Here is a 24,888-nt window from a genome sequence, read left to right as displayed (position 1 = left end):
CGTCAGCGGTGGATGTCGCGTCAGCCGACGCTGACGGTGTTGAACCGCTCGTCGGTCAGCGGGCTGGCGACGAGACCCTTGACGTCCTTGGTGACCACGATGGCCGGCGGGGCGTGCCAGACCGGCACGGCCGGCAGCCACTTGGCGGCGACGTCGCGGTTGACCTGCTCCCAGGCCGCCTTCTTGGCGTTCTCGTCGACCGTGCCGTCGGCCTTGGCGATGGCGTCGAACATCTCGGTCATGCCCGCGGCGCCGAACTCGACCTTCGCGCGGCCGAAGAACGTGCCGACGAAGTTGCCCGGGTCGTTGTAGTCACCGGTCCAGCCGAGCAGGTGCAGGTCGTGCTTGCCGAACTGCTGCACGTCGTCCTTGTAGCCACCGTTCCACGGGCGAGCCACACCGTTGACCGTGATGCCGACGGCCTTCAGGTCGTTGGCGAGGACGGTGAAGATCTCCTGCGGGTTCGGCATGTACGGCCGGGACACGTCGGTCGGGTAGTAGAAGTTGAGCGTCAACTTCTCCGCGCCGGCCTCCTTGAGCAGCTGCTTGGCCTTCTCCGGGTTGTAGTCGTACTTCTGCACGTCCGGCGCGTAGCCGAGCACGCTCTCCGGCATGAACTCGTCGGCGACCTTGGTGCCACCCGGGCCCTTGGTCTGGACGAGCTGCTGACGGTTGAGGGCGTAGGCGATCGCCTGCCGCACCCGCAGGTCCTTCAGCTTCGGGTTCTTCTGGTTGAAGCCGAGGTAGAGAATGTTGAACGCCGGGCGGTCGAGGACCTGGAAGCCCTCACCGGCCAGCGCCTTGCGGTCGGCCGGGGCCGGGAAGTCGATGCCCTGGACGGTGCCCGCCCTCAGTTCCTGCTTGCGGGTGTTCTCGTCCTTGATGATCTTGATGATCAGCTTGTCGACCTTGGCCTTCTCGCCCCAGTAGTCGGCGTTGCGCTCCAGGGTGACCTCACCCTTGCTCTTGTCCCAGCCCACGAACTTGAACGGGCCGGTGCCGACCGGGTGCTCGTTGGCGAACGCGCTGTACTCGAAGGAGTCGCCGTTCTGCTTGACCGTGTCGGCGTCGTACTTCTTCAGCGCGTCAGGGCTGGCGATCGAGAGCGCGGTGAGCGCGAAGGCACCGGGGAAGGCACCCTTGTACTTGTTCAACGTGACGACGGCGGTGCCGTCGTCCTTCGCCTCGCACTTGTTGTAGACCGGGTCTCCGGCGCCCTCGGCCTCGTTCTTGGCAAAACCGCCGAAGACGTCCGAGTAGTAGATCATCTGCGACTGGGCGGCGGCGCCCTTCATGTTGAACCAGCGGTCGAAGTTGAAGCAGACCGCAGCGGCGTTGAAGTCGGTGCCGTCGTGGAACTTCACCCCCTTGCGGAGCTTGAAGGTCCAGACCTTGCCCTCCGGGTCGTGCTCCCAGCTCTCCGCCAGGGCACCCTGCAGATCGGCGGTGCCGGGCTTGTTCTGCACGAGGGTGTCGTACATCTGGCGGATCGGCCGGAAGGTTTCACCGTCGTCGTTGAAGATCGGGTCGAAGTTCTTCGGGTCCCCGGCACCGGCGAAGACGAAGGTGCCGCCGGTCTTGGCGTCACCACCGCCCTCTTCGCGGTCGCTCTTGGCGCAGCCGGACGCACCGACCGCCAGGGCGGCCACGGCCGCGAGGGCCACGGCCGTTTTCAGCCTGCTCGCCTGCATCTCTCACCTCTGTCATGCGCATGTGTTCACGCCCGAGCTGTGACTCAGTCCGTGAGCGGGAGGTTATGGCATGTCACACAGAAGAGGAACGGGCGAAGGGCAATCGCTATCAAGCCGACACCTTCTGAGAGATTCTCACGGCTTGCGGCGCGGTATCGAGGAATGTTGCCGTCGGCGCGGCCCGCCCCGGGCCCGGTGGTGGGCACGCCGCACACCACCGGGCCGGGTTCAGACCGCCCGGCGCCCCTCGAAGGCCCGGCCCAGCGTGATCTCGTCGGCGTACTCCAGGTCGCCGCCGACCGGCAGTCCACTCGCGAGCCGAGTCACCGCGATCCCCATCGGCTTGACCATCAGCGCCAGGTAGGTAGCGGTCGCCTCGCCCTCGGTGTTCGGGTCGGTGGCGAGGATCAGCTCGCGGACCGTCCCGCTGCCGAGGCGGGTCATCAGCTCACGGATCCGCAGGTTGTCCGGCCCGATGCCCTCCAGCGGATTGATCGCGCCGCCGAGCACGTGGTAGCGCCCGCGGAACTCGCCGGTCCGCTCGATCGCCACCACGTCCTTCGGCTCCTCGACCACACAGAGCACCTCGTCGCCGCGCCGTGGGTCGCGGCAGATCCGGCACTGCTCCGACTCCGCCACGTTGTAGCAGGTCGTGCAGAACCGGACCAGGTCCTTGACCTTGCGCAGCGCGCCGGCCAGACGGTTGACGTCGGCCGGATCCGCCGACAGCACGTGGAACGCGATCCGCTGGGCACTCTTCGGGCCCACGCCCGGCAGCCGGCCCAGCTCGTCGATCAGATCCTGGATGGCACCCTCGTACATCTGCCGGCTCAGAACCCGGACAGGCCGAGGCCGCCCATGCCGCCCGCGAGCGGGCCCATCTTCTTCTCGGTCAGCTCGCGGGCCGCCTCGGCGGCGTTGTGCACGGCCGCGACGACCAGGTCCTCGAGCGTCTCGACGTCCTCCGGGTCGACCGCCTTCGGGTCGATCTTGATCGCCTTCAGCTCACCGGTACCGGCGACCGTCGCGGTGACCAGGCCGCCGCCGGCGGTGCCGGTCAGCTCCGCCTCGGCCAGCTCGGCCTGGGCCTTGGCGATCTGCTGCTGCATCTTCTGCGCCTGCTTCAGCATCTGCTGCATGTTCGGCTGTCCACCTGGGCGCACGGACCGCTCCTTCTTCCACTCGACTGCTCGGCCGCGCCCAGCCTAGTCGGGCCACGGCGCCGCTTCCTCGCGGTCGGCGCGCGCTCAGCGCGCGTCCACCTCGTCGATCTTCTCCGCCCCGAACGTCTCACGCAGCAGCTGCACCGCCTGCTCCTCGCTCGACTGCCGCGCCGTCCGCTCGTCGATCACCTCGTCAAGCGGCTCGTCGCCCGGATCGAAACCCTCGTAGGCAGGTGCCGCCGCCGGCGCGCCACCGCCCCGCACCGGGCCGTCGAAGTCCGGGTCGTAGGGCGGCTCGCCCGCCCACTCGGCATCGGCCGTCTTCCGCGACGGCTGCGCGGCGCGCGGCCCCTTGCCGGGACCACCGCCCGCAGCGGCCGCCGCCGCGGCCGCACGCGCCGCCGCGATAGCGCTGTTCTTCGCCCCACCACCCGCGGATCGCGGCCCACCGGCGGGTGCCGGCGCCGCCGCAGGTGCGGCAGGCTTGGGTACGACGACAGGCGCGGTGGCGGTCGCCGTGCCCCCGCCCGGACGAGCCGCCGCCGGCCAGTCCTCCCCGTCGCCGGTGCTCGCCGAGGCGGTACCGGCTGTCGAGGCCGTGCCGGTCGCCGCGCCTCCGAGGCGGGCCGGTTCCGGCCAGTCCTCCTCGCCGACCTGCTCGACCGCAGCGGCCGTCGCCGGTCGGTACGAGGCGTCGGCCGAACCCGCACCGGACCGGCCCGCCGGCCTCCCGGCCTGGCTTCCGGTAGCTGGATCGCCGGCGGCTCGGCCCGGACCCGCGTCGGCTGCGACCGGCGGGGGGAAGGCCGGAGCGGCGCCGGAATCGGGGCGCACGTGAGCCGCGCCGGAGATGGGCTGGCGGGCGGGCGCGGTGTCGGACGCCGGGCCGGGCGGACCGGGTGCCGGGCGGGCCGGGGCGCTGTCGGACGCGTTGCGGGCAGGTGCGGCGTCGGCCTGCGCGCGGCCCGCTCCGGACGGGCGGGACGGGCCACCGAGCGTGGCCGCGCCGCGCTCCCCCGCCACCTCGCAGCGGATCTGCCAGCGACCGCCCAGCTCCTCGTAGAGCGCGTCGGTCAGCACGGCCGCGTGGTCGGCCATCATCTTCGCCAGCACCGTCGACTTCACGGTCAGCACGAGCGTGTCGCCGTCCAGGTCGCGTACCACCGCGTCACGCATCAGCGCGGCGATCCGCTTGTTGCTCCGGTTGACCTTGCCGACCACCTCGGACCAGACCCGGCGTACAGCGACCGCGTCGAGCGCGCCGGGATTCGCCGCGCCGGGGCGGGGCGGCTCGGGCGTGGCCGGGTCGGGCATCACCGCGGACGGCGGTACCGGGCGTCGGGCAGCAGCGGGAGCGTCCGAGGCGACAGGAGCCGGGCCGGAAGCGACCGGGTTGACGGTGGCTCGCTCGGGAGCGGCCGGGGCAGCGGAACCGGCCTCCGGGCCGCCTCCCGGCTCCGTCACGGCGGCAGCCGCGCCCGGGGCGGGAGCCGCGGGGCGTACCCCCTGGGTCTGCGTGGGGTGCGCGGAGTCGGCGGCGGCCGGCGGCAGCTCGGCGCCCCCGAGCGTCAGCCGGCGTTCCATGCGTTCCAGGCGCTGGAGCAGGCCGCCGGAGGAGTCGTCCGCGCCGGGCAGGAGCATCCGGGCGCAGATCAGCTCCAGCAGCAGTCGGGGCGCGGTGGTGCCGCGCATCTCGACCAGGCCGTTGTGCACGATGTCCGCGCAGCGGGACAGGGTGGCCTGGCCGAGCTGCTGCGCCTGGGCGGCCATCCGCTCGATCTGGTCGGCCGGGCCGTCGATGAGGCCCTTGGCCGCGGCGTCCGGCACCTGCTGCAGGACGATCAGGTCGCGGAGGCGCTCCAGCAGGTCGGAGGCGAAGCGGCGCGAGTCGTGCCCGGCCTCGGCGACCCGGTCGACGGTGGCGTACGCGGCGGCGCCGTCACCGGCGGCGAGCGCGTCACACATCTCGTCGATCAGCGCGGCGTCGGTGACACCGAGCAGCGCGGCGGCCTTGGCGTAGCCGACGCCGTCAGGTCCGGCGCCGGCGATGAGCTGGTCGAGCACGGAGAGGCTGTCCCGCATGCTGCCCCCGCCGGCGCGCACCACCAGCGGGAAGACCGCCGGCTCGACCTTGACGCCTTCCGCCTCGCAGAGCTGCTCCAGATAGGGGCGGACCACCTTCGGCGGGAACAGCCGGAACGGGTAGTGGTGGGTCCGCGACTTGATCGTGCCGAGGACCTTCTCCGGCTCGGTGGTGGCGAAGATGAACTTGACGTACTCCGGGGGCTCCTCGACCAGCTTGAGCAGGGCGTTGAAGCCGGCCGACGAGACCATGTGCGCCTCGTCGATGATGTAGATCTTGAAGCGGCTGCGGGCCGGCGCGAAGAACGCCTTCTCGCGCAGCTCACGGGCGTCGTCGACACCACCGTGGCTGGCCGCGTCGATCTCGATGACGTCGATCGAACCGCCGCCGTCGGGAGCCAGCCCGCGGCACGAGTCACACTGCCCGCACGGCTCGGGGGTGGGGCCCTGTTCGCAGTTGAGCGAACGGGCCAGGATCCGGGCGCTGGAGGTCTTGCCGCAGCCCCGCGGACCGGAGAAGAGGTAGGCGTGATTCAGCCGTCCGCTGCGCAGCGCCTGCGACAACGGCTCGGTGACCTGCTCCTGGCCGATCATCTCGGCGAACGTCCGCGGCCGGTACTTGCGGTAAAGGGCCAGTGCCACCCGTCCCGCCTCCTCTCGACCGAGCCATTCTGCGCCGGTCGGCCCCGGGTGACCACCCACCACCCCGTGACCCGACCCGCAGCGACGTTACCCGGCCCGGGAGACAGAAAGGCCTCCCGTGCACCCGGCAGAGCTCGCTTATCCTTGCTGCCTTCCGGCCCTGGGGAGGTTCACGAGATACCGCCGCACGGGAGGTGACGCCAAGCCTACCCGAAGGGTTGTGGATCTTCCGGGAGGGTGGGGTGGCCCGCCGCCGCGGGACCTGTATCCTGGCTCGCGGAGGATTCGCCTAGAGGCCTAGGGCGCACGCTTGGAAAGCGTGTTGGGTTTACACCCTCACGAGTTCGAATCTCGTATCCTCCGCTCGCAGACGACAGGGTCGGCTCCCGCACGGGACCGGCCCTGAGTCGTACTGCGCGGCGAGACTCACCGGCCGCCCAACTGGTCCCGCCGCCGCTTCAGGTACGCCGTCTCCGCGCTGTTCCCGGCCAGCTCGATCGCCCGCTCGTACGCCTCACGCGCCTCCCCACCCCGCCCCATCCGGCGCAACAACTCGGCGCGCGTCGCGTGGTACGCGTGATAGCCGTCCAGCGGCAACCCGTCCACCTCGGCCAGCGCGACCTGCGGCCCGTCCAGTTCGGCGACCGCCACAGCCCGGTTGAGCCGCACGATCGGCGACGGGTCGACGCGTACCAAATGGTCGTAGAGCGCGGCGACCTGCGCCCAGTCGGTGTCCCGCGCGTCGTGGGCGTCGGTGTGGACGGCGTTGACCGCGGCGAGGATCTGGTAGCGGCCCGGCGGCCGGCCGGCGGCGATGCACGCGCGGACCAGGGCGTGACCCTCGGCGATGAGGTCGCGGTCCCAGGCGCCGCGGTCCTGCTCGGCGAGGACGACGAGTTCGCCGGTCGCGGACACCCGGGCGGGACGGCGGGCCTCGGTGAGCAGCATCAGCGCCAGGAGTCCGGTGGCCTCGTGGTCGTCGGGCATGAGCGTACGGACCAGCCGGGTGAGCCGGATCGCCTCGCCGGTCAGGTCGGCGCGGACCGCCTCCTTGCCGGGATCGGACGCGAGGTAGCCCTCGTTGAAGATCAGGTAGAGCACGGCGAGCACGCCGGATACCCGGGCCGGCAGGTCATCGCGGGACGGCACCCGGTACGGGATCCCGGCCGCCTTGATCTTCGTCTTGGCCCGCGTGATCCGCCTGCTCATAGCGGCTTCCTGGACCAGGTACGCCCGCGCGATCTCCGGCACGGTGAGCCCGCCGACCAGGCGCAGCGTCAGCGCCACCCGCGCCTCCATGGCCAGCGCCGGGTGGCAGCAGGTGAAGATCAGGCGGAGCCGGTCGTCGTCGATGACACCAAGCGGTTCCGGGACGTCGGCCAGCATCAGCGCCTCCCGGTGCTTGTCCTCCCGCCGGCTCTCGCGCCGGATCCGGTCGACGGCCCGCCGGTACGCGGTGGTGGTGAGCCACGCGCCGGGGTTCGGCGGTACGCCGTCGGCCGACCACCGCTCGACGGCGGCGGCGAACGCCTCGGCTGCCATCTCCTCCGCCACGTCGAGGTCGCCGATGCGCCGGGCGATCGTGGCGACCACCCGGGCCCACTCCTCACGGTGCACCCGGGTGAGCACCTCGCCGACGTCGGTCACGCGCCCAGGAACGGCCGCAACTCGACCCGCCTGTTGCACCGCTGCGACGCCAGTGCGGCGAGCGGGAGCGCCACGTCGAAGTCCGGCGCCTCGATGATCCAGAACCCTCCGACGTATTCCTTCGTCTCCAGGTAGGGCCCGTCGGTGAGCACCGGGCCACCGTCCCGCGCGTCGACGACCGTGGCCGTCTCGGGCGACGCGAGGCCACCGGCGAAGACCCAGTGGCCGTCGGCTCGCAGCCGCTCGTTGAACTCACCGATCGCGGCCATCTCCGCGTCGGTGGCCGAGCCGGTCGTGTCGTCGAGTACGGAGATCAGGTACTGCGCCATCGGTTCCTCTTTCACTCTGGTCGGCCGCCGCCCGGGCTGCCGTCACCCCGGCTACGAACGCCGCCACCCCGATCCGACAGCCTCCGACGAGGTCGATCACCCAATTCTCGTACGTGGCACGTCAAAGCCCTCGTCCTAGTCATGGCCGGTTATGCGTTGCATGTATAACCGACAGTCACTGAGCAGGTTGAATAAGTGAGTGATCGCGGCATCGAGGCCAGACAGGTGTGCGCGTTGCGGCGCCAACCTGGCTGCCGACAACGGCTCGGGACGGTGCGCTCCCTGTCAACGAGCGGAGCGGGACCGCATCGTCGCTGCTCCCGACGTTCCACCCAGCTTCTGGTCCCATGAACCGCTTCGCCATGCGCTTGCGGATCGGCACCTCGGTCGCGTTGTCCGCGCCTACCGTCACCATCCCTATCACGGGCGACAGCCGCTGCCCCAAACCACTGTCGCCGGCTGGTTCGGGATTACGCAGGCGCAACTGAGCCGCATCGAGAACGGACCAGCGGTGGTGCACCTCGACCGACTGGCGCATTGGGCCCGCGTGCTGCGGATACCCGCGCACACCTTGTGGTTCCGACTGCCGCCCGCACCAGGTGACACCCCGGTGCCGGTCGATGCCGTGGAGGTGGGTCCTCACCTGATCCGCGCACTCCGGTCCGCAGATCGTCAAGTCGGCGGCAAGAACCTCTACAGCACCGTGCGGGCACACCTCGTCACCTTCTCCAGGCCGACAGGTCGTCCTCCTGCCATGCCCCCGCAAGTGCTCATGGCGGCCGCCGTCCTGCACGAGATGGCCGGTTGGATGGCACACGATTCCGGGGACAGCACGACGAGTAGACGGCACTTCCTTGATGCCTTGGCGCTCGCCGTCGACAGCAGAGATGCGCTGCTGGTGGCGCAGGTGCACGGAAGCCTGAGCCACCTCGCCTGCCACGGTGGAAACGCGGAGGCCGCGATCTCACATGCCAGCGACGGGCTCGGGGCCGTCGCTCAAGAGGAGGCCGGCGCTCTGATACGCGCCCGTCTTCTCGCCTTGCAGGCACGCGGCCTCGCCGCGGCGGGTCTCACCGCCGACTGCCACTCTTCCCTTCAGCGGGCTGAGTCCGCCTTCGCGGAGGCGGCACCTGCACCCACGGAATGGCTGAGTCCATTCGACCGCACCTCGTTCGATATCGAGTCGGCGCGCTGCCTGCTTCGCCTCGGTGACGTCACGGCCGCTCTTCGCATCCTCAACGGCAACGTCGCCGAGCGGCCGGGCGGCCGGGTGCGGAGTCAGGCGCTCGCGCGGATGCTCCTGGCCACTGCGCTCGTCGGGCAGGCCCGGATCGAGGAGGCGTGCGACCTGACGCACCAGACCGTCGAACTCACCCACGGTCTGGGATCGGCTGTCGTCCTCGACCAGCTCAGACATCTCGCACTGCTCCTGCGGTCGCATGCCGTCCGGTGCCCGGACGTGCCACAGCTTCTGGACCGGCTTCGCGACACCGTCCGGGAGCGGAGATGGGTGGCGCTGCCGCTGCCGACGAAGTGAGGACGGCTGACAATCGTCGGTATGGCCGACGAGCGTCCCCTGTACGAGCGAGATCCGGCAGCCTGGCAGATCCACCTCGCCGAGGGCAACGCGCGGCAGCCCCGGAAGCGGGTGGGGGCCGACGTACTGCTGCGCAACGGTGACGGCGACATCCTGTTGGTAGATCCGCGCTACAAGCCGGACTGGGACCTGCCGGGCGGCATGGCGGAGGCGAACGAGCCGCCGCACCTGGCCGCCGAGCGGGAGGTACGCGAGGAGTTGGGTCTCGAACTGCGCGTCGGGCCGTTGCTGGTCGTGGACTGGGTGGCACCGCACGGCCCTTGGGACGACAGCTTGATGTTCATCTTCGACGGCGGCGCACTGCCTCCCGCCGAGCTGTTGAAACCGGCTGACGGCGAACTGGCCGACGCACGATTCGTTGCGCTCGATGATGCGCAGGCGCTGCTTCGCCCGTACGTTTGGCATCGGCTGCGTCACGCGGTGGCCGCGCTGAGCGACGGACGCCCGAGGTACCTGACCAACGGAACCATCTGAGACCGTCGTACACATGTTCCATCCACAGCCTGTGGACGCCGAGAGGACCGGATGAGTTACCAGCTCAGCGCCGTGGTCGCCGACGTCGAGCTGCTGCGCGAGCAGACCGCCGACCTGGACCACGCGGTGCTCGCCGCGCTCCGCCAGGACTTCGCGCTGCTGCCTGTCACCCCGCAACTGGTGCAGGAACTGACAGGTGGCCTGCCGGACTACGCCGTCGACGAGCCCCACGCCGAGCGCCCGTTCCGGCTGGTGCTCTCGCCGCCACTGGCGGAGGCGCTGGCCCGCTGGTCGAGGAGCGGCCCGGTGGCGTACCTGGAAGCGGAGTTCGCGGGCGGCCTGGGCCACCAGTCAGCGGTGGTCTGGCTGGGCGGAGAGGTGAGCTGGGGCCCACGGTACGACGCCGCGCTGGACCGGCCGCGCACCGAGTGGCCGATCAACACCGCGCTGGCCCGGCTGGGCGCGGAGCCGGGCGCGTGGATCGACCCGTTCGCCGAGCTGGGCCTGCACCTGGAACGCGACACGGACGGCTGGCTGGCGCACGGCCGCCGCGGACTGTCCGCCGATTACTGGGACGAGCTGGCCGAGGACTGGGAACTGCGCCAATCCGATCAGCACCAGCAACCTCATCGCACCGGTCCCGTTGGTGACTGGGGGATTGCATGAAACTACGACAATTCGGCTTTATCGCCGCACTGCTTGCTGCCGCGTCCGCAGCCGGCAGCGGCGTTCATCCACAGTGGCCCACCCGCCCGGTCGGTGCCGCTCAGGTGGTCAGCCTGGACGGACTGCGCAACGCCGAGTTCGGCGACAGCGAGGCGGACCTGACCCGGCGCGGCGTGTTGCGCGCCGACGAGGCGGCCTGCGGGCCCGCACTCGTCGGGCACGGTTCGGTCAGCCCGATCTTCGTCGACGACCGGCTCGTCCTGCTCTGGCTCGACGACCCGATGAGCACGCCCGAGGGCATCAGCGCCGGCTCACCGGTCGGCACGGCCCGCGCCGCGTACCCCGGCGCCGTCGACCTGCCGGCGCCGCCCGGCAGTCACCGCTTCGCCGGGCTGCTCGCCCGCGACGGCGACCGCGCCTACCTGTTCCTGCACGACGGGGTCACCGTCCGGGAGATCATCGCCGGGTACGCGGACTGGGCCCGCCGCCTCTTCGACGAGGGCTACGGCCCCTGCTGATCGTCTATCGGCACCAGCGGCGACAGGCGAGGGAACCATGCTGTTGACCTGAGCGCTGCGGGCGGGCCCGACTGAACCACGGGTCAGAAGTCGGTCCCAAACTTGATGCGCTCCATGATGTCGATGACGTAGTGGACGATGTCGTCGACGGCGTTGGTGTAGGCGAAGATCCCAGGATGCACGCCGATCCGGGGGTCGAAGTTCGCCGCGGCGATGATCACCGGGCTTCTGACCCCTTGACGATCAAGTGCGTCGAGCAGGGTGATTCCCGCACTCTGCGCCGGCTGTTCCGTATCCCGCCGCATATCACTGATGATCAAGTCGTATTGACGACTCCGGAGTTTGGAGATCGCCCCGTCCGTGGAACGCGATGTGTCGACCGTCATGCCGAGTCGCCGAAAGAGTTGCATCAGCGGCAAGTTCCATTCCGGGTTGTCATCCACCCAGAGAATCTGGCCACCTTTCAGCATCTCGGCCGCATGTTGCAGCCGGGAGACGGCGGCGCGCTGCTCACTGACCGAGGGCGGCGCGCTTGCTTCGGATCGGGCAGCCGCTTCGACCAGCAACTTCTCGGCGAAGCCGAACTCGATCACTGGCGTCTTCACGCTGTGAAGGCGACCGATCTGCGGAATGATCGCGCTCCGAAGAGAAAGGTAGACCAGCGCGGCGAAGGTGACCCAGAGCAGCGTAGGTACGGCTTTGATCAACTCAACGGCAATGGCTTGAGACATCCACTCTCCATCCACCCCTGAACAAGCCCATCGAAGGGTAGCGTTCGCCGCCGAGTTCCGTCGATGCCTGAAACCCCATAAGAAGAGGCGTAGCGGATTGCCGACTCATTCCGGTCGCCGCCAGATCATCTTTAGATCGCACTTCGTGCCGCCGCCTCAGACGGGTCGTCCGGAGCCACACCTATCAAACCTGGCACCGAACAGGCAGGCTTCAGCCATGACTCCGGAGGAGCGACTCCAGCAGATGATCGAGGATCTTCGGCGAATGCGGCTGCAGTGCGAACCCAAGTCGAACCAAAATCCTCGCTACCTGCGGCACTCCAACGCCGTCTCGGCGCTGCGATGGATCATCGACGACCTGGCCAAGGAGGTGATCGCGCGTCCCGACAGGTTCAACGGCGGACATGATCAGCGGTTCGACTACCTGCAGGACTGCCGTGAACGATCCTGTACTGCAGCGAATGAGACCACAGTTGAGACCGCTGGTCCCCAGCAGCGTCACCGGGAGAACAGCCTCGCTCAGCTCATCGATCCGCGACCACGTCGGCAGTGCTCGTCGCCGGTACCCGCCGACGACACCCGGCAGTGAGAACGCCGGCCGAGCTGACAGCGGTCAGTACTTCCGCGACGGCTCAGCCGGCCCGGCGCCCGGCACGCTCGCGGGCAGTGCCGGTTGCAGGGCCTCCAGCGCCCGGCTGACGCCCAGGCCGACGAGGACCGCCAGCGCGAAGACGACCGTCGACAGCCACCGGGGGCCATTCGCGAGGAGGATGGTCATCTGCACCAGGCTCAGCAGGGCGACCCCCAGCACGGTGCCCGCGAAGCCGCCCCGCCCGCCGGCCACGCTCACGCCGCCGAGCAGGACGGCGCCGGCCACGAACGCCAGCTGGCCGATATCGGCCGACAGGGTTGTGGCGCCGATCCCGCCGACCAGCAGGACTCCGCCCGCGCCCGCGATCAGGCTGGAACCGCCCAGGCCGACAACCGCGCCCAGCAGCCGTGCGCCGAAAGGCGACGGCGGCTCCCCGGCGACGACCCGGTTGCCGCTCAGCGCCCGCCGCACCGCCGGAATCGACCACACCACCGCGCCGCCGATCGACAGCAGGAGAAACAGCACCAACCAGCCGGCCGCGGCACCGTCGGACCGGATCCAACCTTCCCTCGCGAGCCGCTGTGGACCGCCGCTGCCGATGGCGGCGAGCAGCATGCCCTGCGTCAGCGCCAGCCCGCCCAGCGACACCGCCCACCCGGGCGCCTGCAGCAGCCCGGCGACCAGGCCCATCCCGAGACCGACGAGCGCCGCGGCGGCGATCGCGGCGACCGCCGCGACGAAGACCGGGGTGCCGGTGTCGAGCACCTCCGCGTACGTCAGACCGGCGAGGGCCGCGACGCCGACGACCGCGAGGTTGGGCGTGGCGGTGCGCAGCGACAGCGCGAAAGCGGTCGCCAGCAGGCCACCGGAGGCGATGTTGAACACCAGCGGCGACAGCCGCGACCCGTCTTGGGAGTACCACACCACCGCGGCGACGACGGTCAGCGCCAGCAGCACCGCCTCCCAGAACAGGTGCGGCCGAAGGAAATTGCCGGAACGGGACGTGACCGGTCCGGCGGGTGCCGATGGTTGTGCAGGTGTGAAAACCACAGCGATTCCTCCCTCGGGTGGACGCTGACACTAACCCGCGGATCACGCAGATACACGAGCCCGGATACCTAGGGCGGGCCGGGGTCGAGTATTCAGCTCCGCCCGGACGATCGCCGCAGCAGCCAGGTGCTGGGCCTGCCCGAGCAGGGATGCGCCCTTCGGCCTACAGCTCCTGAAGAGCGAGCAAGAGGGCACGACCAGAAGCGGAACGCCCGGCCGATCCCTGCGGATCGACCGGGCGTTCTCGCTGTTCACGAGCGGTGGCGGCGGGATTTGAACCCGCGGAGGGCGTAAACCCTCACACGCTTTCGAGGCGTGCTCCTTAGGCCACTCGGACACGCCACCGCCGACGAGGGTACAGGACCACCGGTCTGGACGCCGAACCGGTATCCCTCCGCCCGGCCTGGCAGGATCTTTGCCATGAGTACGCACATCGGCGCTGAGCCGGGAGAGATCGCCGAGCGGGTCCTGATGCCGGGCGACCCGCTGCGGGCCAAGTGGATCGCGGAGACCTACCTGGAGGGGGCCCGCTGCTACACGACCGTGCGCGGCATGCTGGGCTTCACCGGCCGGTGGAACGGCGTTGACGTGTCCGTCCAGGGTTCCGGCATGGGCATGCCGTCCGCCTCGATCTACGCCCACGAGCTGGTCAACGAGTACGGCGTGAAGTCGCTGATCCGGGTCGGCTCCTGCGGGGCCCTGACCGAGGATCTGCAGCTGCGGGACGTGGTGGCGGCGATCGGGTCGTCGACCGACTCGAACATGAACCGGATGCGCTTCGACGGGCTGATCGACTACGCCCCGGTGGCCGACTTCGGGCTGCTGCGTACCTCGGTCGAGGTGGCCGAGCGGCGCGGCATCAGCATGCGGGTGGGGCCGATCCTGGCGGCGGACGCCTTCTACACGGACCGGCCGGACCTGTACGACAGGCTCGCCGACTACGGCGTGCTGGCGGTGGAGATGGAGTCGGCGGCGCTCTACACGATCGCCGCGCGCTTCAAGGCTCGCGCGCTGACCATCCTGACCGTCAGCGACCACATCAAGACCGGTGAGAAGACCACGTCGCAGGAGCGTGAGCAGACGTTCGGCCAGATGGTCGAGATCGCGCTGGACACCATCATCGCCTGACCCTGATCGATCCTGGACCGCCCTGTCGCCGCAAGGTGGCGGGGCGGTTCGCGTTACCCACGTCACGAAAATAAATACGACCGGTCGTGCTTGTTTTCGCTACGCTGCCCGCATGACCTCCGACGGCCGCGTCGCCCGTGGCGACCGCACCCGCACCGCGGTGCTGGACGCCGCCGTGGCGCTGGCCACCGAGGTCGGCCTGCACGGCCTGTCCCTGGCCCAGCTCGCCGACCGGCTGGGGGTGAGCAAGTCCGGGCTGTTCGCGCACTGGCGCTCCAAGGAGGCGCTGCAACTCGCCACCGTCGACCGGGCCGTCACGCAGTGGCGGGAGCGGATCCTCGCGCCCGCCCTGGGGGCTCCCCGGGGCGTACGCCGGCTGCACGCGCTGCACGAGGCCCGCATCGACTTCTACGCCGCCCGGGTGCTGCCCGGCGGCTGCTTCTTCGCCAACACCGAGTTCGAGTACAACGCCCGGCCCGGCCCGGTCCGGGACCGGCTCGCCGAGGCGTTCGGCAGGTGGACCGCGCTCCTCGAACGCCTCGTCCAGGAGGCGGTCGACCTCGGCGAACTCCCCGCCGACCTGGACGTGCCACTGCTCGCGTACGAGATCGACGCACTGGGGATCAGCGCGGTCATGCGGTCCCGGCTGCTCGACCCGGACGCCTCCTACCGGCACGCCCGCCAGGGCCTGCTGAACCGGTTGCGGGCACTCTGCCCGGATCCGGCCCTGCTACCGGAAGGCCAGTCATGAGCCACGCCGCAGTCGACCGGCCGGTCGCCGAGTTCGGGCACGTCGCGCACGTGCCGGTGCACTTCGACGACCTGGACGCGATGGGCATCCTCCACAACGCCCGGTACGCCGTGCTGCTGGAACGCGCGCTGACGCCCTACTGGGCGGAGCGCGGCGTCGCCTTCCGGGGCGACGTGCACGCCACCCCCGACGTGTTCCACGCGGTCCGCGAGTTCACCATCAGCTACCGGGCCCCGGTCGTCGGCGTCGGCACTGTGGCTGTGCACTTCTGGCTCGAACACTTCGGCACCAGCAGTGCCCGCTACGCGTTCGAGTTCCGCTCGACCGACGGCGCCACAGTGCACGCCACCGGCACCCGGTCGATCGTCCGGCTGGACCCGGCCACGCTGCGCCCGACCGCCTGGACCGAGGTCGGCCGCGGGATCGCCGCGACGTTGCTGCGCCAGGCGCCGGCCGAAGCCTGAGAACCGGGGCGGCCAAAGCCTGGAACAGGGACCCCTCAGCGGAAGAACGCGCGCAGCAACGCCGCGCTCTCGCGTTCCAGCACGCCGCCGTACACCTCGGGGCGGTGCGTGACGCGGCGGTCGCGCAACACGTCCCAGAGCGACCCGACGGCGCCCGTCTTGGGTTCCCAGGCGCCGAACACCACCGTCGAGACGCGGGCCAGCGCGATCGCCCCGGCGCACATGGTGCACGGTTCCAGCGTGACCACGAGCGTGCAGTCGTCCAGCCGCCAGCGGCCCAGCCGCCGCGCGGCCCGGCGCAACGCCAGCACCTCGGCGTGCGCGGTCGGGTCGCCGGTCAGCTCCCGCTCGTTGCGCCCGACCGCCAGTTCGGCGCCGTCGGGTCCGTAGAGCACCGCGCCCACCGGCACGTCCTCGGCGTCGCGGTCGGCCGTCGGGCCGTCCGGGCCGGTCACCGCCACCTCGAGGGCCCGGCGCATCCAGAGCTCGTGCCGCTGCCGGCGGCCGATCGCACCCGGGTCGGCGAGCGCCTCGTCCGGGCCGGGACCGGCGCGCCCGGCCCGGCCGGGGGTGGGCTGCCCCGGGCGTACGGTCGCCAGCGCCGGATCGGTCACGTCGGCCGGTTCGGCGGCGCCGGGCGTCAGGGACTGTCCGGGCTCAGACCTCACGCAGCTCCTCGACCTCGTCCACACAGCCCAGGACCTGGCAGATCTCGGAAGTCACGTCGGCCGGCATGGAGCCCTCGTGCGCACAGAGCGCCAGCAGCTTCTGCGCCGTGATGCCCAGGTCGGCGAGGAGATCCGCGTCGCCCACCGGGTCGGCCTCCGGGTCCACAGCGGGCTGTTCGGTCTCGTCGTCGCCGCCGGAGGCGCGCGGCTCGTCGACCTCCTCCAGCCCGGTCACCGAGGTCTTCAGGTCGCCGACGAGCAGCGCACCCAGCCGGGACTCCTCCGCGTACGCCGAGTCCGAGCCGAAGACCCGCAGGTCCTCCCCCTCGTCCAGGCGCATGACGACCAGGTACGTGTCGTCGGCCTCGACGAACAGCAGCGAGAGGTCGGCGTCCGGCTCGACGTCGCGCAGCCGGTCGGCAACCTCCTCGATGTCGGTGACGCCCCGCAGGCTCACCTCACCGGCGGTCCAGCCGCCGTCGACGCGCGCCACGGCAGCAGCGAAGTACGACACGGTCCCCCCAAAATTGGCTCGGCAGCACGCCGACACGTCACGCGATGCACGTTAACCGGTCGGGTCGGCGGGCGAGCGGTCAACGCCCCGGATGAACCGGCCCGTTCTGAGAGAGAAAGCCGGTCAGCCGACGACGCGCCGACGGGTGGCGATGAGTTGGCGCAGCCGCTCGGTGCGGGCCCGCTGCGGCCGCTGGCGCTGCTGTACCGCCCGGGCACCGGCCAACTCGGCGAGGAGTTGCATGCGACGGCGGCTCCGATCGGGGTCGAGCCGCGGCGTTGTGGTCCAGGCCATACCGCGAGGGTGGACCGTCCTCGCGCGTACGTCAAGGTGGCCTTCGCTACGCAGCGAGATCGGCACCGAAGGTCACCAGAGCGGCCAGTTCCCGGTCTGCGCCCACCGGGTCGCGACTATCGCCGCGGCGATGCTCCAGCCACCCGCGGTGACGATGGCCACGCCCGTCGCCACCCCCCGGTCGCCGTGGCGGACCAGCACCGCGGCGGCCACCCACGCCAGGCCACCGGCCAGCAGCGTCCACCAGACGTAGCCGGCCACGCCGCTGCCGACCAGCCCGAACAGCAGCAACCAGGCGAACGCGACGAGCGCGCCGACCGCGACGCCGGTGCCGGTGACCGGGTGCGGCTCGCGGTAGCTGGGCCGCATCGACGTGCTCGACGGAAACAACCCCGAGGGCGTACGCGGTGGCGGGAACGCCCCGGGACCGGTCCCCTCTGGTCCGCCGTGCCACCCGTTCGTCACCGCCGCCCCCTCTCCCGGACCGTCCGTCCCGCGTTCGGCATTCGTCCCTACGGTAGTGGTCTGTCAGGATGACCGGATGCGCTCGCCATCGATCGGACGCCGCACGCTGCCGGCGTACCCGGTGGTGCTGCTCGTGGCGGCGCTCGCCGCCGGGTGCGGCACCCCCGCCGGGCGCGCCGAGAGGTGGCAGGAACCGAGCCCGCCGGCGACCGCCGCGCAGCCGGCCGACCCGGCGAGCCCGGCCCCGCCGACCGTTTCCCCGCCGTCGCCGGCCCGCGCGGACGTGAAGCGGGTCTTCCCGGTACGGGCCGGCAACGTCGACTACCACCCGACGCACGGCGGCTACCCGGGCACCGACGTGTTCGCGGACTGCGGGGAAGCGGTGGTGGCGGTCACCGACGGCGTGGTGCTTGAGGTGAGCCGCGTCGACCGGTTCGACAGACGCGGACCGTTGGGCCCGAACAACGGCGGGCTCTCCGTGTCGCTGCTCGGCGACGACGGCGTGCGCTACTACGGCTCGCACCTGAGCGCGGTCACCGCCGGTGTCGACGCCGGGGTACGGGTGCGCGCCGGGCAGCAGCTCGGCGAGGTGGGCCGTACGGGCAACGCCAACAACGTCTGCCACCTGCACTTCGGGCTCTCCCCGAAGTGCACCGGCGCCGACGACTGGTGGATCCGCCGGGGCGTGGTCTGGCCGGCGCCGTACCTGAACTCCTGGCGCAAGGGCGGCAACCGATCGCCGGTCGCCGAGATCACCGCCTGGCAGCGCAAGCACGGCTGCCCGGCCTCGCCCGGCCGGTCCACCCGCGGCGGCTGACGGTGCGCTGTCACCCGGCGGGCGGCGTGAGCGCGTAGGTTCCAGGACATGACTGCCCGGGATCCCATCGCCGATCTGCGCCGGATCGCGTTCCTGCTGGAACGGGCGAACGAGGCCACGTACCGGGTACGCGCGTTCCGGTCGGCGGCGAAGACGCTCGGCGCGCTGCCCGCCGCCGAGGTGGCCGAGCGGGCGCGCACCGGCAAGCTGACCGAGCTGTCCGGCGTCGGTGACGTCACCGCCCGCTGCGTGGCCGAGTCGCTGGCCGGCGACGAACCGGTCTATCTGCGCCGGCTGCTGGCGACCGAGGGCACCGACCTGGACGAGGCTGCGGCGAAGCTGCGGGACGCGCTGCGCGGCGACTGCCACACCCACTCGGACTGGTCCGACGGCGGCTCACCGATCGAGGAGATGGCGCTGGCTGCGGTCGAGCTGGGCCATGAGTACATGGTGCTCACCGATCACTCGCCCCGGCTCACCGTGGCCCGGGGCCTGACCGCGGAGCGGCTGCGCAAGCAGCTCGACCACGTCGGCGCCGTCAACGAGGCGCTGCCGAAGGGCTTCCGGCTCCTCACCGGCATCGAGGTGGACATCCTCGCCGACGGCTCGCTGGACCAGGACGAGGATCTGCTGGCCCGCCTCGACGTGGTGGTCGGCTCGGTGCACAGCGGCCTGAACGACGACCGGGCGAAGATGACCCGCCGGATGCTGACCGCGATCGCGAACCCGCACCTGGACATCCTCGGTCACTGCACCGGCCGGATGGTCTCCTCGCGGCCCGCCGGGGTGACCGGGCCGGGCGACCGGGGGCACCGGGCGCGTACCCGCAAGGAGAGCGAGTTCGACGCGGACGCCGTCTTCGCCGCGTGCGCCGAACACGACGTGGCCGTCGAGATCAACTCGCGGCCGGAGCGGCAGGACCCGCCGAAACGGCTGATCCGCCTCGCGCTGGAGGCCGGATGCCGGTTCGCCATCGACACCGACGCGCACGCCCCGGGTCAGCTCGACTGGCAGCGTTTCGGCTGCGAGCGGGCGGCGCTGTGCGGGGTGCCGGCGAAGCGGGTGGTGAACACCTGGACGGCCGACCGGCTGGTGAAGTGGACGGCCGGCCGTAGCTGAGCGTCAGCCCCGGGCGGCCGGTTCGACGGCGGGGACGGCGGGTGCTGTCGCCTCCGGGTGTGGACGACGCCGCCCGAAGAGCCCCTGCGCGACCGCCACGCCCGCCAGCACCACGAGCGCACCCACCGGCTGGTGCCAGTTCATCCGCTCACCGAGCACCACCGCGCCGACGAGCACCGCGAACACCGGGATCAGGTACGTCACCGTGGACGCCGTGCTCGCCCCGGCCAGCCGGATGTTGCGCATGTTGATCACGAAGGCGAGCCCGGTGCCGAGCGCGCCGAGCGCCAGCACGCTCGCGATCACGCGCGGGGAGAGGCCGGCCGGCGACGACGGCGTCCCGACGAACGGCGCGACCAGCGCGAGCTGCGCGGTAGCCACCAGCAACTGGGCCGCCGACAGCGACAGCCCGGAGTACGCGCTGCCCGCGACGAACTTCTTCTGGTACGGAATCACGAACCCGTAGCAGGCCGCCGCGCCGAAGCACATGAGCTGGCCGACGAAGTGGGCGCCGCCCACGCCCTCCCAGACGCCGAGCACCACGAGCACGCCGGCGAAGCCCAGCCCCAGCCCGACGCAACGCCGGGCGGTCAGCCGCTCGGTGCGGAACACCAGCACCGCCAGCGGCAGCACGATCAGCGGCGTGGTGGCGTTCCAGATGCCGGCGAGCATCGACTCGACCCGCTGCTCGCCGTAGCCGAACAGGGTGAACGGCACAGTGACGCCGAACGCGGCCACCACGAGCATGTGCGCCCAGACGCCACTGTCGCGGGGCAGCCGGTCGCGCAGCACGGCAAGCACCACGAGCAGCGTCAGCGCGCCGATGGCCACCCGGTAGAGGGTGAGGTGCACGGGGTGCAGCTCGGTCACGCCGACCTTGATGAACAGGAAACTGGAACCCCAGATGGCGGCGAGCGCGACGAAGCCGGGCAACCAGGCCCGCGCCGGCGCCCGGTCAGGAGTGATCTCGACGTTCACCCCTGACACTCTGCCGCAGGGGTACGACGAAGTCGCGCGATATTCCGGATGCGCGGTCACGTAGGGTCGCCTCGTGGGACGAATCGATGACCTCGCCAACCGGTACGTGGCCGAATGGGCCCCGCTGAACCCGACCGGCGCCACCTACGTCGGCATCGCCGGCTACGACCACCAACTCGACGACCTGTCGCCCGAGGGCTACGCGGCGCGCGCCGAGCTGGCCCGCCGGACGCTCGGCGAACTCGACGCGACCGAGCCGGAGACCGAGCCGGAGCGGACCGCCAGGGAGGCCATGCAGGAGCGCCTCGGCCTGGAGCTGGCCCGCTACGAAGCGGGCGAGACCGGCAGCGAGGTCAACGTGATCTCCAGTGGTCTGCACGAGATCCGGATGGTCTTCGACCTCATGCCCACCGACGGCGAGGAGGCGAAGGCCGACGTGGCCGCCCGGCTCAACCGGTTCGCGTCCGCGCTGGACGGTTACAAGCGCACGCTGCGCGAGGCCGCCGCCGCGGGGCGGGTCAGCTCGCAGGTGCAGCTCGTCGAGGTCGCCAAGCAGTGCGACGTGTGGGTCGACCCGGAGGGCGACAACTTCTTCCACGGGCTGGTCGAGCGGCTCGACGCCGACGGCGCGCTCGGCGCGGAGCTGCGCAAGGGCGCCGCCGCCGCGACCGCTGCCACCGCCGAGTTCGGGCAGTTCCTGCGTACCGAGCTGGCGCCGGTGGGCCGGGAGAAGCAGGCCGCCGGACGGGAACGCTACGAACTGGCCTCGCAGTACTTCCTCGGCGCGACTGTCGATCTGGACGAGACGTACGCCTGGGGCTTCGCGGAGCTGGCCCGGCTGGAGGCCGAGATGCGGGCGGTGGCCGCGCGGATCGCCGGGCCGGGCGCCTCGGTCGACGACGCGGTACGCACGCTCGACGCCGACCCGGCGCGGACGGTACGCGGCAAGGAGGCGTTCCGGGACTGGATGCAGGTGCTCGCCGACCAGGCGATCAGCGACCTGAACGGCACCCACTTCGACATCCCCGAACAGGCCCGCCGGATCGAGTGCTGCCTCGCGCCGACGAGCGACGGAGCGATCTACTACACCGGACCGAGCGAGGACTTCTCCCGGCCGGGGCGGATGTGGTGGGCGGTGCCGCAGGGCATCACCGACTTCTCCACCTGGCGCGAGGTGACCACCGTCTACCACGAGGGCGTGCCGGGTCACCACCTCCAGGTCGCCCAGACGGCCGTCCGGGCCGACCTGCTCAACCGCTGGCAGCGGCTGCTGTGCTGGGTCTCCGGGCACGGCGAGGGCTGGGCGCTCTACTCCGAGCGGCTGATGGACGAGCTGGGCTACCTCGCCGACCCCGGTGACCGGCTCGGCATGCTCGACGGGCAGGCGCTGCGCGCGGCCCGGGTCATCGTGGACATCGGCATGCACCTGGAGCTGGAGATCCCGAAGGACAACCCGTTCGGCTTCCACCCGGGCGAGCGATGGACGCCGGAGCTGGGCTGGGAGTTCATGCGGGCGCACTGCCGGGTGCCGGACGAGAACCTGCGCTTCGAGCTGAACCGCTACCTGGGCTGGCCCGGGCAGGCCCCGTCGTACAAGGTGGGCGAACGGATCTGGTTGCAGGCCCGGGAGGACGCGAAGGCCCGCAAGGGCGCCGACTTCGACCTCAAGGAGTTCCACCGCCAGGCGCTCGACCTGGGTTCGCTGGGGCTCGACCCGCTGCGCAAGGCGCTGGCCCGGATCTGAGCAGTGGTCCGGGTGCCGGCGGTGCGTCCGCCGGCACCCGTCGCCCTACGCGCCGAGGGTCAACCGCAGCGGCTCGCCGGTCAACGTGTTGCTGGTGACGTACGCCAGGTCGATGACCGGGTCGGTGAACGTCACCTTGAAGGGCAGCGTGACCGGCAGCCCGTCCGGGAACGGCAGGTCCGGGGTCAGCGTCAGCTTGATGCCGGCGAGCTTGCCGACGAACCGGGTGCAGTAGAACGCGACGTCGTCGCGGACGACGAGCTGAGGGGTCACGTACTGCTGGGTGCGACCGCGTGGACCGTCGGCGACCAGCAGGAAGTCGTCGGTCACCGCCTCCTTCATGCTGAACTTCAGCACCTTGAGCGCGCCCTGCTCGGTCTGGAGGTCGGTGATCCCCTCGAACCGCAGCCCGGTCATGGCCACCTTGGAGCCGGTGAGCTTCGACGGCTGCTGGCCCACCTTCGGCAGGCTCGGGTCGGCGGCGATACGCGGCAGCGGCTTGCCCGGTTCCACCTTGCCGGGCTTGGCCGGTTCCGCCTTGCCCGGCTTGCCCGGCGCCGGGCACTCGGTCGATCCGGGCCGGGTCGCCGGCTTGCTCGTCGGCGCCGCCGACTTGTCGGCGGCCGGTGTGGGCGAGGGCGTCGCGCTCTTCTTGCTGCCGCCTCGGAACAGGTCGCCGATCCCGTCGAAGAAGTCGGTGATGATGTTGCCGTCCCGCGTCGGGCTCGCGCTCGGCGACGGGGTGGGCGTCGCGGTGGGTGCGCTCGCGCCGGGCGCCGGCGTGGCAGGCTTCGACGGGCAGGCGCTCGCGGCGGGCTTGCTCGGGGCGGCCTGCACCGCCCTCGGCTGTACGGCCAGGCCGGCGGTGGCGAGGCCGAGCACCACGAGGACGATGCCGAAGGTGCGCGGGTCCGCCGAGCGACCCGCCCACTCCGGCGGGCCGCCTTCGGATCCGGCCGGCTTCCCGTTCACCGACTGCCGAGGGACCGGCCGCTCCCCGCCCGGCCACTCGGCAGTCGGCTGCTCGACGGCCGGCCGTACTGCGGCCGGCACCTCGACTGTCGGCCGCTCGTCCGCGAGCGGCTCGTCCACCGGCTGCGCGGCCACGACGGTGTCGAGTTCGGCGTCGGCCTCGACGGCGCGCTCGTCGTCGGTCTCGTCGTCGGGCTCGGCGGCGGGCTCCTCCGCGCCGGGGGCAGCCGGACGGGACGGCACCCAGGCGAAGGCGAGAGCGCTGCCCACGATGCCGAACAGCAGGCCGAGGAAGAAGCCGCCGAGGTTGAGCCCGATCAGCGAGTAGACGGCGGTGACCGCGGCGACGATCGAGTAGAACAGCCGCTGCGCCGGACTGAGCCAGAGCAGCACGCCGCAGGTCACCAGGATGGCCGGGATCAGCAGGGAGAGCAGGCCGGTGGCCCCGCTGCTGAAGCTCAGGCCGTTGAGGGTCAGCCGGGTGGAGACGAGCATCTCCACTCCGGCCAGGATGACGAACAGGCCACCCCAGAACGGCCGGCTCCGCTGCCAGCGGCGGAAGGTCCGCCACGCCCCGGCCGCGGTGCCGGGCCGGGCGTGGGACGGGTCGACGATTGTCACGTACTCCTCCTGGCGGAGCGGGGACGGGGACGGTGGGGCGGGCCCGCGGTGGTCCGCCACCGCGGGCCGTGCTCAGCTCAGAAGCACTCCTTGCCCTTGGCGTCGTCACCCACGTTGACCTTGAGCCGGAGCCCGACCAGGTTGAACGTCGAGGAAGTGGTGTAGCGGGACACCTGCTTCAGCTCACGGATGGTCACCCGGTCGGAGTTCTGGCCGAACGAGCCCCGCTGCGCCGTCGGGTTGAGGTCGCTGGCGTCGCGGCCGATCTGGATGTTGGTGAAGGTCGCGTCGCCCTCGAGCGAGTCCATCGCGATCACGAGGTCCTTGGCCCGGGCCGGCTCCTTGCCGTCACCGGCGTTGATGGTGAGCACCACCGGCAGGCCGGGCAGGTCGGCGCGGACGGACTGGCAGAGCTTGTACAGCTCGGCGCTGCTGATCTCGGCCATCGCGACCGGGCGCGTCGCGCCGGCCTTGCCGTTCTCGCCCTTCTCGCGGACGATGCCGCCGTACTGCTTGAAGCCCTCGCCCTCCAGGCGGTCGGCACCGATCTTGAACGTCTGCCCGGACACGGTGATGTCGGAGGCGATGGCGCCGGTCGACATGCCGAACAGGATGGCACCGGCGGCGGCCGTGGTGGGCACGATCATGGCGGCGAAGCGCCGCCACCGGGTACGACCCTGGTTGTCGAGCCGATTCTGCACGGGTTCCTCCTCGAACGAATGTGCGCGGCGGCCGGTGGGGGAACCGGTGGCACGCGCTGGACCCGCCCTCTGTTACCGACGGGTAACGATCGAGCCTGATCGTGCACCCGATGGGGCGTAGGTCACAACCCCCCGCTTACCGGGCGGTAATACGGGGGCGGGGCGGTGAGGTGACCCGGCGTCACGAGATACCAGCCCAGGCGGGGGGTCGAGGGCGATATGTCGCCGCAAAACCGGCATAGATGACGGTGAAAGCGACGGAAAGTTACCGGACATCCGCCAGTTACAATCGAGTAACAAATGTAAAGTAGCTTCGCCCGCATGGGAGACCTCCACGACGGAGGGGTGGGGGGGGCCCCCGCCCCCCCCCCCCCCCCGGGCGGGGGGGGGGGGGGCGCGGGGCGCCCCCGCGGGGGGGGGGCAACCCGGGGGCGGCGGCGCCGCGGGGCGCCCCGGCGTGGCCGCCGGCG

Annotated in this window: 26 protein-coding genes, 2 tRNA genes and 1 other RNA gene; 12 read left to right on the top strand and 17 right to left on the bottom strand. The window is 71.3% G+C overall.

The window, feature by feature from the left end; all coding sequences use genetic code 11:
* Positions 1–20: 20 nt before the first annotated feature.
* The 5 genes from ACFYON_RS10645 to ffs form a co-directional block, all read right to left on the bottom strand.
* Entirely contained in the window at positions 21–1,691 is a 1,671-nt protein-coding gene (locus ACFYON_RS10645; RefSeq protein WP_354869098.1) for an ABC transporter substrate-binding protein, read from the bottom strand.
* A gap of 228 nt (positions 1,692–1,919) precedes the next feature.
* Complete coding sequence (recR, locus tag ACFYON_RS10640; protein WP_354869101.1) at positions 1,920–2,513, bottom strand: recombination mediator RecR; 594 nt, start codon at positions 2,511–2,513, stop codon at positions 1,920–1,922.
* Positions 2,514–2,521: 8 nt separating this feature from the next.
* Positions 2,522–2,830 (bottom strand): YbaB/EbfC family nucleoid-associated protein, encoded by a 309-nt coding sequence (locus ACFYON_RS10635; protein WP_354869191.1) that lies wholly within the window; start codon positions 2,828–2,830, stop codon positions 2,522–2,524.
* A gap of 108 nt (positions 2,831–2,938) precedes the next feature.
* The gene (locus ACFYON_RS10630; protein ID WP_354869104.1) at positions 2,939–5,578 is read right to left on the bottom strand and encodes a DNA polymerase III subunit gamma and tau; all 2,640 of its coding nucleotides are present in this window, start codon (positions 5,576–5,578) and stop codon (positions 2,939–2,941) included.
* Between the two features lie 107 nt (positions 5,579–5,685).
* Positions 5,686–5,775: signal recognition particle sRNA small type (ffs, locus tag ACFYON_RS10625), an RNA gene on the bottom strand.
* 81 nt (positions 5,776–5,856) lie between these two features.
* Between ffs and ACFYON_RS10620 the strand changes: the two genes are divergently transcribed.
* Positions 5,857–5,941: transfer RNA gene (locus ACFYON_RS10620), tRNA-Ser, on the top strand.
* Positions 5,942–6,004: 63 nt separating this feature from the next.
* On the opposite strand, the gene ACFYON_RS10615 is transcribed toward ACFYON_RS10620, so the two are convergent.
* Positions 6,005–7,225 carry a DUF6596 domain-containing protein gene (locus ACFYON_RS10615; protein WP_354869107.1) on the bottom strand — a complete coding sequence of 407 codons (1,221 nt, stop codon included), beginning with the start codon at positions 7,223–7,225 and terminating at the stop codon, positions 6,005–6,007.
* Complete coding sequence (locus ACFYON_RS10610) at positions 7,222–7,554, bottom strand: YciI family protein (protein WP_354869110.1); 333 nt, start codon at positions 7,552–7,554, stop codon at positions 7,222–7,224. Before ACFYON_RS10610 ends, ACFYON_RS10615 begins: the two co-directional genes overlap by 4 nt.
* A 511-nt stretch (positions 7,555–8,065) precedes the next feature.
* On the opposite strand from ACFYON_RS10610, the gene ACFYON_RS10605 reads away from it, so the two are divergent.
* From ACFYON_RS10605 to ACFYON_RS10590, 4 genes are read left to right on the top strand one after another with little or no spacing between them, the layout of a single operon-like run.
* The gene (locus tag ACFYON_RS10605; RefSeq protein ID WP_354869113.1) at positions 8,066–9,091 is read left to right on the top strand and encodes a DNA-binding protein; all 1,026 of its coding nucleotides are present in this window, start codon (positions 8,066–8,068) and stop codon (positions 9,089–9,091) included.
* Between the two features lie 21 nt (positions 9,092–9,112).
* A complete protein-coding gene (locus ACFYON_RS10600) occupies positions 9,113–9,625 on the top strand; it encodes an NUDIX hydrolase (protein ID WP_091425915.1) in 513 nt (170 codons plus the stop codon).
* A 51-nt stretch (positions 9,626–9,676) separates the two neighbouring features.
* On the top strand, positions 9,677–10,291 hold the full coding sequence (locus ACFYON_RS10595) for a hypothetical protein (RefSeq protein ID WP_354869116.1): 615 nt from the start codon (positions 9,677–9,679) through the stop codon (positions 10,289–10,291).
* On the top strand, positions 10,288–10,809 hold the full coding sequence (locus ACFYON_RS10590; protein WP_354869119.1) for a hypothetical protein: 522 nt from the start codon (positions 10,288–10,290) through the stop codon (positions 10,807–10,809). Before ACFYON_RS10595 ends, ACFYON_RS10590 begins: the two co-directional genes overlap by 4 nt.
* Positions 10,810–10,892: 83 nt before the next feature.
* Here the strand turns inward: ACFYON_RS10590 and ACFYON_RS10585 are convergent, their stop codons facing one another.
* On the bottom strand, positions 10,893–11,540 hold the full coding sequence (locus ACFYON_RS10585; RefSeq protein WP_354869122.1) for a response regulator: 648 nt from the start codon (positions 11,538–11,540) through the stop codon (positions 10,893–10,895).
* 217 nt (positions 11,541–11,757) lie between these two features.
* On the opposite strand from ACFYON_RS10585, the gene ACFYON_RS10580 reads away from it, so the two are divergent.
* Complete coding sequence (locus ACFYON_RS10580; protein ID WP_354869124.1) at positions 11,758–12,129, top strand: hypothetical protein; 372 nt, start codon at positions 11,758–11,760, stop codon at positions 12,127–12,129.
* A gap of 24 nt (positions 12,130–12,153) precedes the next feature.
* Here ACFYON_RS10580 and ACFYON_RS10575 read toward each other — a convergent pair whose 3' ends face one another.
* Positions 12,154–13,182 carry a hypothetical protein gene (locus ACFYON_RS10575; RefSeq protein WP_387189297.1) on the bottom strand — a complete coding sequence of 343 codons (1,029 nt, stop codon included), beginning with the start codon at positions 13,180–13,182 and terminating at the stop codon, positions 12,154–12,156.
* Positions 13,183–13,440: 258 nt separating this feature from the next.
* Positions 13,441–13,527 (bottom strand) — tRNA-Ser (locus ACFYON_RS10570).
* A 75-nt stretch (positions 13,528–13,602) separates the two neighbouring features.
* On the opposite strand from ACFYON_RS10570, the gene deoD reads away from it, so the two are divergent.
* The 3 genes from deoD to ACFYON_RS10555 all read left to right on the top strand — a co-directional run bounded on the left by deoD (position 13,603) and on the right by ACFYON_RS10555 (position 15,525).
* A complete protein-coding gene (gene deoD, locus ACFYON_RS10565; RefSeq protein WP_013289061.1) occupies positions 13,603–14,310 on the top strand; it encodes a purine-nucleoside phosphorylase in 708 nt (235 codons plus the stop codon).
* A 112-nt stretch (positions 14,311–14,422) separates the two neighbouring features.
* Positions 14,423–15,061: a TetR/AcrR family transcriptional regulator gene (locus ACFYON_RS10560; RefSeq protein ID WP_355047290.1), complete on the top strand. Its 639-nt coding sequence runs from the start codon at positions 14,423–14,425 to the stop codon at positions 15,059–15,061.
* Positions 15,058–15,525: a thioesterase family protein gene (locus ACFYON_RS10555; protein WP_354869132.1), complete on the top strand. Its 468-nt coding sequence runs from the start codon at positions 15,058–15,060 to the stop codon at positions 15,523–15,525. The genes ACFYON_RS10560 and ACFYON_RS10555 overlap by 4 nt, the downstream gene beginning before the upstream one ends.
* A gap of 35 nt (positions 15,526–15,560) precedes the next feature.
* Here the strand turns inward: ACFYON_RS10555 and ACFYON_RS10550 are convergent, their stop codons facing one another.
* The 4 genes from ACFYON_RS10550 to ACFYON_RS10535 all read right to left on the bottom strand — a co-directional run bounded on the left by ACFYON_RS10550 (position 15,561) and on the right by ACFYON_RS10535 (position 17,370).
* Positions 15,561–16,034, bottom strand: coding sequence for a nucleoside deaminase (locus ACFYON_RS10550; protein ID WP_355047300.1), 474 nt, complete (start codon positions 16,032–16,034; stop codon positions 15,561–15,563).
* Between the two features lie 148 nt (positions 16,035–16,182).
* A complete protein-coding gene (locus ACFYON_RS10545) occupies positions 16,183–16,707 on the bottom strand; it encodes a tRNA adenosine deaminase-associated protein (RefSeq protein ID WP_355047292.1) in 525 nt (174 codons plus the stop codon).
* 123 nt (positions 16,708–16,830) lie between these two features.
* On the bottom strand, positions 16,831–17,001 hold the full coding sequence (locus ACFYON_RS10540) for a hypothetical protein (RefSeq protein ID WP_354869137.1): 171 nt from the start codon (positions 16,999–17,001) through the stop codon (positions 16,831–16,833).
* 72 nt (positions 17,002–17,073) lie between these two features.
* Positions 17,074–17,370 carry a hypothetical protein gene (locus ACFYON_RS10535; protein WP_355047293.1) on the bottom strand — a complete coding sequence of 99 codons (297 nt, stop codon included), beginning with the start codon at positions 17,368–17,370 and terminating at the stop codon, positions 17,074–17,076.
* 172 nt (positions 17,371–17,542) lie between these two features.
* On the opposite strand from ACFYON_RS10535, the gene ACFYON_RS10530 reads away from it, so the two are divergent.
* Positions 17,543–18,283, top strand: coding sequence for a M23 family metallopeptidase (locus ACFYON_RS10530; protein ID WP_355047294.1), 741 nt, complete (start codon positions 17,543–17,545; stop codon positions 18,281–18,283).
* 48 nt (positions 18,284–18,331) lie between these two features.
* Positions 18,332–19,402, top strand: coding sequence for a PHP domain-containing protein (locus ACFYON_RS10525; RefSeq protein ID WP_355047295.1), 1,071 nt, complete (start codon positions 18,332–18,334; stop codon positions 19,400–19,402).
* Positions 19,403–19,405: 3 nt separating this feature from the next.
* On the opposite strand, the gene ACFYON_RS10520 is transcribed toward ACFYON_RS10525, so the two are convergent.
* A complete protein-coding gene (locus tag ACFYON_RS10520; protein WP_355047296.1) occupies positions 19,406–20,380 on the bottom strand; it encodes a DMT family transporter in 975 nt (324 codons plus the stop codon).
* A gap of 73 nt (positions 20,381–20,453) precedes the next feature.
* Between ACFYON_RS10520 and ACFYON_RS10515 the strand changes: the two genes are divergently transcribed.
* On the top strand, positions 20,454–22,124 hold the full coding sequence (locus tag ACFYON_RS10515) for a DUF885 domain-containing protein (protein WP_355047297.1): 1,671 nt from the start codon (positions 20,454–20,456) through the stop codon (positions 22,122–22,124).
* A 45-nt stretch (positions 22,125–22,169) separates the two neighbouring features.
* On the opposite strand, the gene ACFYON_RS10510 is transcribed toward ACFYON_RS10515, so the two are convergent.
* Both ACFYON_RS10510 and ACFYON_RS10505 read right to left on the bottom strand, forming a co-directional pair.
* A complete protein-coding gene (locus ACFYON_RS10510) occupies positions 22,170–23,717 on the bottom strand; it encodes a DUF6114 domain-containing protein (RefSeq protein WP_355047298.1) in 1,548 nt (515 codons plus the stop codon).
* A 77-nt stretch (positions 23,718–23,794) separates the two neighbouring features.
* Positions 23,795–24,418, bottom strand: coding sequence for a DUF6230 family protein (locus tag ACFYON_RS10505; protein WP_355047299.1), 624 nt, complete (start codon positions 24,416–24,418; stop codon positions 23,795–23,797).
* Positions 24,419–24,888 lie beyond the last annotated feature (470 nt).

The organism is Micromonospora sp. NPDC005686, from assembly GCF_042871665.1.
Taxonomy (GTDB): Bacteria; Actinomycetota; Actinomycetes; order Mycobacteriales; family Micromonosporaceae; genus Micromonospora.
This window is presented reverse-complemented; position numbering and strand designations above follow the sequence as displayed.